Below are 12677 nucleotides of genomic sequence, written 5' to 3' on the forward strand. Positions count from 1 at the left end.
CCGACGCACGCGCAGGTCCGCGCGGCACCGGGGGTCCCGGCGCTGCGCGCGACACCCGCGCACCCACCCGTGGAAGAGGGCGATCCCGACCGTGTCCCAGCAGGAGACGACCAGCGCAGGACGAGGCTCCGCAGGGCCCGGCGACGAGGGCCCCGACGCCATCCCGGGCAGCGCCTCCGGCTTCGGCCCCAACGCCTGGCTGGTCGACGAGCTGCACGAGCGCTACCTGGAGGACCGCGAGTCCGTGGACCCGGCCTGGCGGGACTTCTTCGAGGACTACACCCCCGGCGCCTCCCCGGAGCCCGACGGGGCGACCGGGGGCGACGGCGCCCGGAGCGACGGCGCGGCAGCCGGTGGGGCCCAGGGGGCCGACCGCGGCGAGGACGCCGGCCCGTCCTCCGCCCCGGCCCCCTCCCCGTCCGCGGCTCCCTCGGCCGCCGAGGAGGCGGCGGGCGCCGACGCCCCCGGGCCCGCCCCCGCGACGCCGGGCGCCTCCGCCGAGGAGCCCTCGACCCGCTCCCCCGAGCGCCACCGCCCGTCGGCCTCGGCGCCCGCCGCCCCCGAGCGCGCCGCCGAGCAGGCCCCCGCCGAGGGGTCGGCTCCTGCGCGCCGGCGCGCGACCCCCGCCTCCGAGCCGGGCACGACGCCGTCCTCGCGCGAGACGCGCGACGGCCGCGGCGCGCCCGCGACGAAGCCCCTGAGCCCCGCCGCGGACGCCGAGCGCGAGGACGAGGTCGTTCGGCTGCGCGGCCCGGCCGCGCGCGTGGTCGCCAACATGGAGGCCAGCCTCGAGGTCCCCACGGCCACGAGCGTGCGCGCCGTGCCCGCCAAGGCGCTCATCGACAACCGCATCGTCATCAACTCCAACCTCGCCCGCGCCCGCGGCGGCAAGGTCTCCTTCACCCACCTCATCGGCTACGCGCTCGTCGAGGCGCTGGCCGAGATGCCGGCGATGAACGCCGCCTACACCGTCGAGGACGGCAAGCCGGCCGTCGTCAGCCCCGCGCACGTGGGCCTGGGCATCGCCATCGACCTGCCCAAGGACGACGGCACGCGCCAGCTCATGGTCCCCGCGGTCGCCCCGGCCGAGACCATGGACTTCGCGCAGTTCTGGGCCGCCTACGAGGACGTCGTCCGCCGCGCGCGCCAGGGGAAGCTGGGCGTCAAGGACTTCGCCGGGGTCACCATGACGCTCACCAACCCCGGCACCATCGGGACCGTCCACTCGGTGCCCCGGCTGGTCAAGGGCCAGGGCGCCATCATCGGCGTCGGCGCGATGGACTACCCGGCCGAGTACCAGGGCGCCTCGGAGGACACGATCGCCCGGCTCGGCGTCAGCAAGGTCATGACGCTGACCTCGACCTACGACCACCGGATCATCCAGGGCGCGCAGTCCGGGGAGTTCCTCCGCGTGGTCCACCAGAAGCTGCTCGGGCTGGACGGCTTCTACGACCGCGTCTTCTCCGCGCTGCACATCCCCTACGAGCCCGTCCGCTGGGTCCAGGACACCTCGATCCGGGGCCAGGACGACGTCGGGCGCGTCAGCCGGGTCGTCGAGCTCATCCACGCCTACCGCGTGCGCGGCCACCTCATGGCCGACACCGACCCGCTGGAGTACCGCCAGCGCCGGCACCCGGACCTGGACGTGCAGACGCACGGCCTGACGCTGTGGGACCTGGACCGCGAGTTCCCCACGGGGGGCTTCGGCGACGGCCAGCCCATGAAGCTGCGCAACATCCTCGGCGTCCTGCGCGACTCCTACTGCCGCACCACGGGCATCGAGTACATGCACATCCAGGACCCCGAGCAGCGGGCCTGGATCCAGGACCACGTCGAGAAGCCGTACGCCAAGCCCGACCGCGAGGTGCAGCTGCGCATCCTCGGCCGCCTCAACGCCGCCGAGGCCTTCGAGACCTTCCTGCAGACGAAGTTCGTCGGCCAGAAGCGCTTCAGCCTCGAGGGCGGTGAGTCGGTCATCCCGCTGCTCGACGCGCTGCTGTCGGACGCCGCCGAGGCCGGCCACGACGAGGTGTGCATCGGCATGTCCCACCGCGGCCGGCTCAACGTGCTGACCAACATCGCCGGCAAGAGCTACGGGCAGGTGTTCCGGGAGTTCGAGGGCAGCGCCGTCCCGGGCAGCGTGCAGGGCTCGGGCGACGTGAAGTACCACCTGGGCACCGAGGGGCGCTTCACCGCGGCCACGGGCGCCTCGACGAAGGTCTACCTCGCGGCGAACCCCTCGCACCTGGAGGCCGTCGACCCCGTCCTGGAGGGCATCGCCCGCGCCAAGCAGGACCGGATCGACCTGGGCGGCAAGGCCTTCCCCGTCCTGCCCGTGCTCCTGCACGGCGACGCGGCGTTCGCGGGCCAGGGCGTCGTCGCCGAGACGCTCAACCTCTCGCAGCTGCGGGGCTACCGGACGGGCGGCACCGTCCACGTCGTCATCAACAACCAGGTCGGCTTCACCACGGCGCCGGCGAGCTCGCGCTCCTCGTACTACTCGACCGACGTCGGGCGCATGATCCAGGCGCCGATCCTGCACGTGAACGGCGACGACCCCGAGGCGTGCGTGCGCGCCGCCCGGCTGGCCTTCGCCTTCCGGGAGGAGTTCGAGAAGGACGTCGTCATCGACCTGGTCTGCTACCGGCGTCGCGGTCACAACGAGGGCGACGACCCCTCGATGACGCAGCCGCTGATGTACAGCCTGATCGAGGCCAAGCGCAGCGTCCGCAAGCTGTACACCGAGGGCCTGATCGGTCGCGGCGACATCACGGTCGAGGACGTCGACCAGGCCGCGCGGGACTACCAGGGCGAGCTCGAGCGGGCGTTCGCCGAGACCAAGGAGACGCCGTCCGAGGGCGGCAGCCGCGCCGACGACGGCCACGACGGCCCGGGCGGCCTCGAGCGTCCCGCCGCCCAGCAGGACGACCGGGTGGTCACGGCCGACTCCACCGCCGTGGACGCCTCCGTGCTGGCGCACATCGGCGCGGTCCACACCAGCCCGCCCGAGGGCTTCACCGTCCACCCGAAGCTGCGCGCGCTGCTCGACAAGCGCGAGCAGATGTCCCGCGAGGGCGGCGTCGACTGGGGCTACGGCGAGCTGCTCGCCTTCGGCTCCCTGCTGATGGAGGGCGTCCCCGTCCGCCTGGCCGGCCAGGACTCCCGCCGCGGCACGTTCACCCAGCGCCACGCCGTCCTCCACGACCGGGAGACCGGTCGCGAGTGGACGCCGCTGTCCAACCTCACGGAGGACCAGGCGCGGTTCTGGGTCTACGACTCCCTGCTCAGCGAGTTCGCGGCGATGGGCTTCGAGTACGGGTACTCCGTCGAGCGCCCGGACGCCCTGGTGCTGTGGGAGGCGCAGTTCGGCGACTTCGCGAACGGGGCGCAGTCGATCGTCGACGAGTTCATCTCCTGCTCCGAGCAGAAGTGGGGCCAGCGCTCGTCGGTCGTGCTGCTGCTCCCCCACGGCTACGAGGGCCAGGGGCCGGACCACTCCTCCGGTCGCATCGAGCGCTTCCTGCAGATGTGCGCGCAGGACAACATGACGGTCGCCGTCCCGTCGTCGCCGGCGTCCTACTTCCACCTGCTGCGCCGGCAGGCCTACGCCCGCCCCCGGCGGCCGCTCGTCGTCTTCACCCCGAAGTCGATGCTGCGGCTCAAGGCGGCGGCCAGCTCGGTGGAGGACTTCACGCAGGGCTCGTTCCTGCCCGTGGTCCCCGACGGCGGCCTGCTCGGCTCGCCCGAGCAGGTGGACCGCGTGCTGCTGTGCAGCGGCAAGGTCTCCTGGGACCTGGAGGCCGCCCGCGCCAAGCGCGAGGACGCCCGGGTCGCGATCGTGCGGGTCGAGCAGCTCCACCCCGTGGACGTGGACGCCTACCGCGCCGCGCTGGAGCCCTTCGGCGACGCGGAGGTCGTGTGGGTCCAGGAGGAGCCCGCCAACCAGGGTGCGTGGCCCTTCGTGGCCCTCGACGTGGCGCCGAAGCTGAGCCGGAGCATCCGGCCGGTGACCCGGCCCGCGTCGGCCGCCCCCTCCACCGGCTCGAGCCGCAAGCACGCGGCCGAGCAGGCCGACCTCGTCGAGCGCGCCTTCGCGCGCTGACGACGCCCGCGCACCAGCCGCCGCCCGCGCGGTGGGGGCTGGTGCGCGGAGGTCCCCGCATGCACTTCGATGGGGGGATGCACCCCACCGACCGCGGCACCCAGCAGCCGGTGGGGCGGCGGGACGAGGAGCGGACTGGCCTCGCCCGGCCCGCCGAGCAGCTCCGGACGTCCGCGGACGTCCACCCCGAGCACGAGACCCCGGTCGAGCGCCCGGCCACCCGGCCGGCGCGCCTCGACCACGACCGCGACGAGACCGACGACAGCGAGGACGCGTGAGCACCGCACCCCCCGAGCACCAGGGCCTGCCGCCGGGTCGCCGCGTCTGCGTCCTCGGAGACGCGCTCGTCGCCGGGGTCGGCGACCCCCGCGCCATGGGCTGGACGGGTCGCGTCGCCGCCCGCACGCCCGACGACGACGGGCCCACCACCGTCTTCCCCCTCGGCGTGCCCGACGAGGGCACCTCGGGGCTGCTCGAGCGCTGGGTCGCGGAGAGCTCGCGGCGCTTCGCCCCCGGCGCGGAGAACCGCCTCGTCGTCGGCCTCGGCAGCGCGGACCTCGAGGCGGGGCTCACGATGGCGCGCAGCCGCCTCAACCTCGCCAACGTGGTCGACGAGGCCGCCTCCCGGGGCCTGCCCGTCCTCGTCGTCGGACCGCCCCCGGGGCTCGACTCCGCGCGCAACGACGACGTCGCCGAGCTCGCCGACGCCTTCGCCGACGTCTGCTCCCGCCGAGCCGTGCGCTACGTCGACTGCTTCGACCCGCTGGTGCAGCACGAGCAGTGGCACGCCGACCTCGCCGCCGGGGACGGCGTGCACCCGGGCCAGGCCGGCTACGGCCTGCTCGCGTGGCTGGTGCTGCACGGGGGCTGGCGCCCCTGGCTCGGCCTGCCCGACGAGAGCTGACCCGCGGCGCCCGGTCGCCCCGGACGACGGACGGCCCTGCCCCTGCTCGAGGAGGGGCAGGGCCGAACCTGGTGGTGGGTCCGCTCGGCGCGAGGAGCGGTGTCAGCCCGCCGGGCGCAGGACGACCTTGCCGAACAGCTCGCCCGCCTCCATGGCGGCCAGGCCCTCGGCCGCCCGCTCCAGCGGCAGCTCCCGGTCCACGACCGGGCGCGCGCCGGTGGCCACGAGCAGGTCCAGGAGGCGGACGAGCTCGTCCCGGGTGCCCATGGTCGTGCCGACGACGCGCAGGCCGAGGAAGAAGACGCGCTGGAGCTCGGCGCTCGGGGCCGGGCCGGACGTCGCGCCGGCCACGACGACCGTGCCGCCCGGGCGCAGCGCCCGCAGGGAGTGCGCCCAGGTGGCCTCGCCGACCGTCTCCATCACCGCGTCGACCTTGCCCGGCAGCCGCTCCCCCGCCGCGAAGGCGGCGTGCGCCCCGAGCGCGAGGGCGCGCTCGCGCTTGGCCTCGCTGCGGCTGGTCACCCACACGCGGTAGCCCGCGGCACGACCGAGCACGACCAGGGCCGTGGCGACCCCTCCGCCGGCGCCCTGCACCAGCACCGTCGACCCGGGGGCGGCGCCGGACTGCGTGACGAGCATGCGGTAGGCGGTCAGCCACGCGGTGGGCAGGCACGCGGCCTCGACGGCGGACAGCTCGGGCGGGCGCGGCACCACGTTGCGCGCCGGCACGACCACCTCCTCGGCGAGCGTCCCGGCGTACCGCTCGGACAGCAGCGAGCGCCCCGGGTCGAGCGTCTCGTCGCCCGTCCAGCCCGGCGTCGTGACGACCGCGTGCACGAGCACGTCGCGGCCGTCCTCGTCGACGCCGGCGCCGTCGCAGCCGAGGACCATGGGGAGCCGCTCGTCGGGCAGGCCGACGCCGCGCAGGCTCCAGAGGTCGTGGTGGTTCAGGCTCGCGGCCTCCAGCCGCACGCGCACCCACCCCTCGGGCGCCTCGGGGCGGGGCCGCTCCCCCACCTGCAGGCAGGACAGGGGGTCGGTCGGGGACGTCTGCGTCACGAAGGCGGCCAGCACGTCCGCACGCTAGGCCCACCGAGCTCCCACCGCACCGCCTCCGGCGAGGTGCCGGCCGCCGCCCGGTGCGGTCAGACGTCCTCGCCCCGGGCCGCGGCGAGGTCCACGGCGGCGACGTCCAGGTCCGCCTCGGCCCCGCGCACGGCGCGCACGGCGTCGTCCCACTCGTCCGAGCGCGCGGCCCGCCTCTCGGCCGAGGAGACCGCCCCGGCGAGGGGCGCCGTGTCCGGCGCCGGCGGGCGGCGCGCCCGGGAGCGCAGGGTCCGGCGCAGCGCGTCGGCCTCCGCCGCGACGGCGTCGAGGCGGTCGTCGGCGCGGCCCCGCGCCTCGGTGCGCGAGACGGCGGCCAGGTGCTCGACCGCGGACGCGAGCGCTGCTCGGGCACCCGCCAGCGCCTCCTCCTGCGCCGAGACGTCCTCGCGGTCCGGTCGTGCGACGGTCATGCGCACCTCCTCCTGCGGCACCGGGCGGCGGGCGTCCGGTCGGACGCGCGGCGCGGGGACCCGGCGCGGACATCCTGCCGCGACGGCCGCCGCGCGAGGGCCCCAGCCGCTGCCCCGACGACCGGGGGGCGTCCTGCCGGTGGCGTTCCGGTGAAGGTCCTGGGAGGACTGGCGCTGGACGGGATGTCGGCTGGGCGCGGCCGGGATGAGCGCCTACCGTCGTGCTCCGACAGCGTCCGCTCCGGCGGGCGACCCCGGCCGGGAGCCTGAGGATGACGACGCGACGTCGCAGTCCCGCACCACTCACCGCCAGCCTCGACGCGCCCGACCCGACGCGCGAGCAGGACAGCCGCGCACCGGGCGGCCTCGACGTGGTGCCGGCCGAGGTCGGCCTCCCGCCGACCGCCCTCCCGGGGGCGTCCGGCGGCCGCGCCGCCCGGGGCCCGCTCCCGCTGCTGCGCAGGGCTCCCGGGGCGCCGCCGGCCGTCGTGGCCCACCGCGGCAGCTCCTCCACCGCGCCGGAGAACACGCTCGCCGCCTTCGAGGCCGCGCGCCGCGCCGGCGCCCCCTGGATCGAGACGGACCTGCGGCGCACCCGCGACGGGGTGGCCGTCGTCCTGCACGACGAGGGGCTCGAGCGCACCACCGACGGCGCCGGGGCGCTCGCCGTCTCCTCGGCCGCCGACGTCGCCGCCCTCGACGCGGGCTCCTGGTTCTCCCCCGGCTTCTGCGGAGCCCGCGTGCCGCGGCTGGGCGAGCTCCTGGAGTGGGCGGCCACCCACCCCGAGACCCACCTGCTGCTGGAGCTGAAGGGGCGCTGGTCGGCTGCGGAGGCCGGGGACGTCGCCGCGGCGGTGCGCGACCTCGCCCTCGGCGAGCGCGTCGTCCTGCAGTCCTTCGACCCCCTGACGGTCGCCGCCTGCGCCGCCGTCGCCCCCGACCTCGCGCTGGGGCTCCTGCTCCGCGCGCGGGGCGCCGTCGACCCCGCGGACACCGCCGAGGTGACCCGGCTCGTCCGCGACCTCGGCCTGTCGGCCGTCAACCCCGGCGTCGACGAGGTCCTGGCGGACCCGTCCCTGGTGGAGCGGCTCCACCGGCTCGGCGCGGCGGTCTGGGTCTGGACCGTGGACGACGCCGCCCGCTGGGCGCGGCTGGAGGCAGAGGGCGTCGACGGGATCATCACCAACCGCCCCGACCGCATGCTCGGCTGGGTGGAGGGGCGGGTGCCCGTGCCCGCTCCCCGGCGGCCGAGCAGCGCAGCGGCTCCGCCCACCGACGCCCGCTGACCCGCCCCGCCCGCTGACCCGCCCCGCCCGCTGACCCGCCCCGCCCGCTGACCCGCCCCGGGAGCTGACCCGCCCCGGGAGCTGACGCGCCCGGCGGCGGCGCCGAGGAGGGACGGGCCGGGTCAGAGCCCGTGGCGCAGGCGCACGGCGGAGAGCGTCGCGGCGAAGCCGACGAGCACCACCACGTGCAGCAGCCACAGCCAGAGCAGGGCCGCCACGACGCCGCCGACCGCCTGCGACCCCCCGAAGGGCGCGCCGATGTCCACGGGCAGGGCGACGAACAGGACGATGCCCTGGACGAAGCCGGCGACGAAGGCCCCGGTGGCGAACCCTCCGGCGAGGGCGGCCCGCCACGACAGGTGCTGGGTCGCGACCGTGCGGAAGGACCAGGCCAGCGGCAGCGAGATGACGACCCAGTCGACGTTGAGGGACACGTAGACCCCGAGCGCCGTGCCCCCGGCGCCGCGGGCGAAGAGGTCGGCCACGAGGGGGCTCACCCCGAGGACCACGAGCAGCAGCAGGGGGGCCGCGGCGAGCACCGGCAGCACCGCTCCCCGCGCGCGCCAGCCCGGACCCAGCCGGCGCAGCCACCGCCTGGGCCGTCCGTCCTGACGTCCCGCCGGCTCCCGCTCGCCGTCCTCCGCGCGAGCCCCGCCGGCGGGGGCGCCGTCGCCGAGCGCCTGGTAGGCGCGGCGCAGGCCCTCGCCGTAGAGGCTCGCCGGGAAGAGGCTGAAGAGGACGACCGGCCACGAGACGCCCAGGCCGTAGACGACGACCGAGCGGGCGACCACGTCGGCCGACATCGCGGAGGGCAGGGCGGCCTCGAGGGAGTCCCCCAGCCCGAGCACGCGCTGGTCGCCGACGAGCCAGCCGGCCACGCGGACGGCGATGAGCACCGACGGCACCGCGGCGAGCGCTCCGTAGAAGGTCAGGCCCGCCGCCGTCAGCGGGAGCTCGCGGCGCCGCAGGAGCGAGCGCGTGCGCCGGGGCAGGCGTCGCAGGACCTCCCGGCGGGCGAGCTCGCCGCCCGGGCGACGGTCGGCGGCTGCGCTCACGGCCAGGAGCCTGTCACGGCGGGAGCGCGCCGCAGGACCTCCCCCGTCACTCCCGGGCCGGCCGGCCTCAGGCCACGAGGCCGAGGCGGCGGAGCTCGACCGTGAGGTCGTGCGGCCGGGTCGCCGCGGCCATGGCGTCCTCGAGCCCGACGACGCCCTCGCGGTAGAGCTGCACGAGGTGCTGGTCGAAGGACTGCATGCCGTAGAAGCCCCCGTCCGAGACGAGGTCCGCGATCGTCGCCGTCTTCTCCGGGTCGGCGACGGCGTCGGCCACCCGGCCGGTCCCCACGCAGACCTCGACGGTGACGGCGCGGCCCTGCCCGTCGGCGCGCGGCACGAGCCGCTGGCAGACGATGCCGCGCAGCGAGCCGGCGAGCGACAGGCGCACCTGCTGCTGCTCGTGGTGGGGGAAGAAGTCGATGATGCGGGCGACCGTCTCGGTGGCGTCCGTCGTGTGCAGGGTGCTCAGGACGAAGTGCCCCGTCTCGGCGGCCGCCAGCGCCGCGCGGACCGTGTCGGCGTCGCGCATCTCGCCGACGAGCACGACGTCGGGGTCCTGGCGCATCGCGGCGCGCAGCGCGCTGGCGAAGCTGGGCGTGTCCAGGCCGAGCTCGCGCTGGTTGATCATCGCGAGCTTGTCCTGGTGGAGGACCTCGATGGGGTCCTCGATCGTCAGCAGGTGCACCTCGCGGTGGGTGTTGACGTGGTCGACCATCCCGGCCAGCGTGGTGGTCTTGCCGGACCCGGTGGGACCGGTGACGAGCACGAGGCCGCGCGGCTCGAGCGCCAGGGTGCCCACGACCGCGGGGAGCCCGAGGTCGGCGAGCGGCACGGCGCCGACCGAGACCCGCCGGATGACGAGCCCCACGGAGCCGCGCGCGCGGAAGGCGTTGACCCGGAAGCGCCCCAGGCCGGGCACCGAGTAGGCGAAGTCCGACTCGAGGGCCTGCGCGAAGCGCTCCCGGGCGTCCTCGCGCATCACCTGGCGCAGCAGCCCCTCCATGTCCGCGAAGGTGAGGTCGCGGAACTGCAGCCGGCGCAGGCGCCCGTCGATGCGAACCCTCGGCGGCGACCCGACCTTGCAGTGCAGGTCCGACCCCTGCAGGTCGCACAGCGCACGCAGGAAGGGCCACACGGAGAGGTCCTCGGCCGCGGTCTCCGGGGTCTCGGCGGAGATCGTCACGCCCGCAGCATCGGCACGGGAGCGCCCCGCCTGGAGGGCCGGCGCGGAGGGGCTGCGGCGCGCTACGCCTCCCCGAGGACCACGAGGAGGTCACCCTCCTGCACGACGTCCCCGGGACCCACCGCGATGCGCACGACGCGTCCGGGCCCCTCGGGGACCACGGGGATCTCCATCTTCATCGACTCGAGCAGGAGGAGGGTCTGCCCCGCCTCGACGTCGTCGCCGACCCCCACCGCGAGGCTGAGCACCCCTGCCACCATCTCCGCCCGGACGCTCTCCACGCCGCTGATCGAACCACGCGCGCGCCCGACCGGACGGCGACGGGCCGCACCTCGCCCGGTGCCCGCTCCGGTCGCCCGGTCCGCGGTGGCCCGGTCTCCGGTGGCCCGGTCTCCGGTGGCCCCGAGACGCGGTCCCGGTTCCCCGCCGCGGACGCGCGGACCGCGCCGCGGGGGCTGTGGGACCATCGAGCGGCCCGCGACCCCGCGGGGACGGACGACGACGAGGAGGCGGCATGAGCAAGCGCGCCCGCAAGCGCCGCTCGCGCAAGAAGAGCAGCGCCAACCACGGCAACCGCCCGAACAGCTGACCTCAGGGCTCCGGAGCCCCGAGCAGCCGTTCGCGACGACGGGCCCCGCACCACCTCAGGTGGTGCGGGGCCCGTCGTCGTGCGGGAGGCTCCGGGTCAGGAGCGCACCTGCGTGATCTGCGTGAGGATGCGCACGCGCAGCGTGTCGGGGGCGGAGTCGCTGGCGCAGGCCCGCCGCACCACCTCGCGGACGACGACCTCCACGTCGCGCTCCCGCAGGCACGGGGCGCACTCGTCCAGGTGCCGCTGGATGCGGCCGACGTCGATGTCGTCGGCCGTCGAGAGCTCGTGGTCGAGGAACGCGTAGAGGCGGTCCACGACGTCCTCGCAGTCCGTCTCGCGCCCGCCGCTGCGGCCCGCCGCGTCGCGGCCCGGCGCGCTCATGCGTCGGCCCCCTGCCGCGCCGCGGAGACGCCGCGGTCGCGGGCGTAGTCGGAGAGGAGCTCCCGCAGCTGGCGGCGGCCCCGGTGCAGCCGCGACATCACGGTGCCGATGGGCGTGCCCATGATCTCGGCGATCTCCTTGTAGGCGAAGCCCTCCACGTCCGCGAGGTACACCGCGATGCGGAAGTCCTCCGGGATCTGCTGGAGGGCCTCCTTCACGTCGGAGTCCGGCAGGTGGTCCAGGGCGTCCGTCTCCGCGGAGCGCAGTCCGCTCGAGGTGTGCGACTCCGCCCGCGCGAGCTGCCAGTCCTCGACGTCCTCGGAGTGGGACTGCTGCGGCTGCCGCTGCTTCTTGCGGTAGGTGTTGATGTAGGTGTTGGTGAGGATCCGGTACAGCCAGGCCTTGAGGTTCGTGCCCGGGCGGTACTGGTGGAACGACGCGAAGGCCTTGGTGAAGGCCTCCTGCACCAGGTCCTCGGCGTCCGCGGGGTTGCGCGTCATGCGCATGGCCGCCGAGTAGAGCTGGTCCAGGTGCTGCAGCGCCTCGGCCTCGAAGCGGGCCACGCGCTGCTGCTGCGTCTCCTCCTCGGGCACCCGGGAGGAGTCCTCGCCGGTGCCCTCGCCGACCTCGACCTCGGGGGCGTCGTCGATCTGGCCGGGGACGACCCCGGCGGTCGGTGCGGTGCTCTCGTCTGCCATCGCGCGCGAGCCTAGTCCGCGTCGCGTCGCAGCGCCCGCCGCGGCGGCGCGCAGCGGCGCCTCGCGGCTGCTCTGGATCTCCAGGACGACCAGCATGTCCCTCCTCGTCGGCGACCTCGGGGGCCTCTCGGTCTCCCGCGTCGGTGCGCGGGCCCGGGCCCCTCGGTGTCACGGGCGTCAACACGCGGCAGCGCCGGGAGTGTTCCCGCCGACCGGCTGCGACGGCGCCCCCGCCCCGCGTCCCGGCCGCTCTCCGGCCCCCTGCTCCCGCGTGGCCACGAGAGCCCCGATGCGGTAGACCATCGCCATGACGATCATGCGACGACTCGCCCGCCCGCTGCTCGCCGCCGCCTTCGTCGACCAGGGGGTCCAGCTCGCCCGGCGCGCTCCCGACCACGCCCAGGCGTGGACCCCGGTCCTGGACAAGGTGCGCGAGCCCCTCAGCCTCGGCGACCGCGACGCCGCCCAGCTCGTGCGCGTCGACGGCGCCGCGATGGCCGTCTCCGGCCTCCTCTTCGGCCTCGGCCGCCTGCCCCGCGCCTCCGCGCTCGTGATGGCCCTCAGCATGGCCCCCTCCACGGTGGCCGAGCACGCCTTCTGGAAGGTCCAGGGCGAGGAGCGCAAGACCCAGCGCACCCTCTTCCTCAAGGACCTCGGGCTGGTCGGCGCGGCGCTGGTCTCCGTGGTCGACACCGAGGGGCGCCCCGGCCTCACCTGGCGCGGGCGCCGCGCCGCCAAGGACGCCTCGCGCGCCGCGCGCCTCGCGCGCCGCGAGGCCCAGCACGCCGCGCACTCGGTCGGGCGCGAGGCGCGCCTCGCCGGCCACCGCGTGGGCAGCAAGGTCGGCGCCTGACAGCTCCCCCGCACCACCGGCTCCGCGCGGCCCGGCCCCCTGCAGGGGGCCGGGCCGTCGTCGTCCCGGGCCCGCGCGCGGCCGCCGGCGACCGCACCGGCGCGCG

General features: G+C 76.2%; 12 protein-coding genes. 5 read left to right on the plus strand and 7 right to left on the minus strand.

Annotation, left to right across the window (positions count from 1 at the left end):
* Positions 1–160 precede the first annotated feature (160 nt).
* Genes Q0848_RS05200 through Q0848_RS05210 form a run of 3 tightly spaced genes read left to right on the plus strand, consistent with a single transcriptional unit; the run spans position 161 to position 5006 of the window.
* Positions 161–4102: a multifunctional oxoglutarate decarboxylase/oxoglutarate dehydrogenase thiamine pyrophosphate-binding subunit/dihydrolipoyllysine-residue succinyltransferase subunit gene (locus Q0848_RS05200; protein WP_366146440.1), complete on the plus strand. Its 3942-nt coding sequence runs from the start codon at positions 161–163 to the stop codon at positions 4100–4102.
* A gap of 59 nt (positions 4103–4161) precedes the next feature.
* Complete coding sequence (locus Q0848_RS05205; RefSeq protein WP_299035747.1) at positions 4162–4380, plus strand: DUF6104 family protein; 219 nt, start codon at positions 4162–4164, stop codon at positions 4378–4380.
* A complete protein-coding gene (locus Q0848_RS05210; RefSeq protein WP_299035749.1) occupies positions 4377–5006 on the plus strand; it encodes a GDSL-type esterase/lipase family protein in 630 nt (209 codons plus the stop codon). The genes Q0848_RS05205 and Q0848_RS05210 overlap by 4 nt, the downstream gene beginning before the upstream one ends.
* 102 nt (positions 5007–5108) lie before the next feature.
* Here Q0848_RS05210 and Q0848_RS05215 read toward each other — a convergent pair whose 3' ends face one another.
* Together Q0848_RS05215 and Q0848_RS05220 are read right to left on the minus strand one after the other, a co-directional pair.
* A complete protein-coding gene (locus Q0848_RS05215; RefSeq protein ID WP_299035751.1) occupies positions 5109–6080 on the minus strand; it encodes a zinc-binding dehydrogenase in 972 nt (323 codons plus the stop codon).
* A 71-nt stretch (positions 6081–6151) separates the two neighbouring features.
* Positions 6152–6523 (minus strand): hypothetical protein, encoded by a 372-nt coding sequence (locus Q0848_RS05220; RefSeq protein WP_299035753.1) that lies wholly within the window; start codon positions 6521–6523, stop codon positions 6152–6154.
* A gap of 272 nt (positions 6524–6795) precedes the next feature.
* Here Q0848_RS05220 and Q0848_RS05225 point away from each other — a divergent pair, with 272 nt between their 5' ends.
* Complete coding sequence (locus tag Q0848_RS05225) at positions 6796–7809, plus strand: glycerophosphodiester phosphodiesterase (protein ID WP_299035755.1); 1014 nt, start codon at positions 6796–6798, stop codon at positions 7807–7809.
* Between the two features lie 122 nt (positions 7810–7931).
* Here the strand turns inward: Q0848_RS05225 and Q0848_RS05230 are convergent, their stop codons facing one another.
* The 5 genes from Q0848_RS05230 to Q0848_RS05250 form a co-directional block, all read right to left on the minus strand.
* Positions 7932–8864 (minus strand): YhjD/YihY/BrkB family envelope integrity protein, encoded by a 933-nt coding sequence (locus tag Q0848_RS05230; protein WP_299035756.1) that lies wholly within the window; start codon positions 8862–8864, stop codon positions 7932–7934.
* A 67-nt stretch (positions 8865–8931) separates the two neighbouring features.
* Positions 8932–10047 carry a type IV pilus twitching motility protein PilT gene (locus Q0848_RS05235; RefSeq protein WP_299035758.1) on the minus strand — a complete coding sequence of 372 codons (1116 nt, stop codon included), beginning with the start codon at positions 10045–10047 and terminating at the stop codon, positions 8932–8934.
* 62 nt (positions 10048–10109) lie between these two features.
* Entirely contained in the window at positions 10110–10328 is a 219-nt protein-coding gene (locus Q0848_RS05240) for a biotin/lipoyl-binding carrier protein (protein WP_299035760.1), read from the minus strand.
* A 404-nt stretch (positions 10329–10732) separates the two neighbouring features.
* Complete coding sequence (gene rsrA, locus Q0848_RS05245) at positions 10733–11020, minus strand: mycothiol system anti-sigma-R factor (protein ID WP_299035761.1); 288 nt, start codon at positions 11018–11020, stop codon at positions 10733–10735.
* Positions 11017–11718, minus strand: coding sequence for a sigma-70 family RNA polymerase sigma factor (locus Q0848_RS05250; RefSeq protein WP_299035762.1), 702 nt, complete (start codon positions 11716–11718; stop codon positions 11017–11019). Before Q0848_RS05250 ends, rsrA begins: the two co-directional genes overlap by 4 nt.
* Before the next feature lie 307 nt (positions 11719–12025).
* Here Q0848_RS05250 and Q0848_RS05255 point away from each other — a divergent pair, with 307 nt between their 5' ends.
* Positions 12026–12571, plus strand: a complete 546-nt coding sequence (locus Q0848_RS05255) for a DoxX family protein (RefSeq protein ID WP_299035764.1) — start codon at positions 12026–12028, stop codon at positions 12569–12571.
* Positions 12572–12677: the final 106 nt, after the last annotated feature.

The organism is uncultured Pseudokineococcus sp., from assembly GCF_947495735.1.
Classification (GTDB): domain Bacteria; phylum Actinomycetota; class Actinomycetes; order Actinomycetales; family Quadrisphaeraceae; genus Pseudokineococcus.

Bases quoted from the DNA above. Each gene is read 5' to 3' on its own strand.
- Q0848_RS05205 (WP_299035747.1), top strand. From the start codon at position 4,162: ATGCACTTCGATGGGGGGATGCACCCCACCGACCGCGGCACCCAGCAG.
- Q0848_RS05220 (WP_299035753.1), bottom strand. From the start codon at position 6,523: ATGACCGTCGCACGACCGGACCGCGAGGACGTCTCGGCGCAGGAGGAG.
- Q0848_RS05225 (WP_299035755.1), top strand. From the start codon at position 6,796: ATGACGACGCGACGTCGCAGTCCCGCACCACTCACCGCCAGCCTCGAC.
- rsrA (WP_299035761.1), bottom strand. From the start codon at position 11,020: ATGAGCGCGCCGGGCCGCGACGCGGCGGGCCGCAGCGGCGGGCGCGAG.
- Q0848_RS05250 (WP_299035762.1), bottom strand. From the start codon at position 11,718: ATGGCAGACGAGAGCACCGCACCGACCGCCGGGGTCGTCCCCGGCCAG.
- Q0848_RS05255 (WP_299035764.1), top strand. From the start codon at position 12,026: ATGACGATCATGCGACGACTCGCCCGCCCGCTGCTCGCCGCCGCCTTC.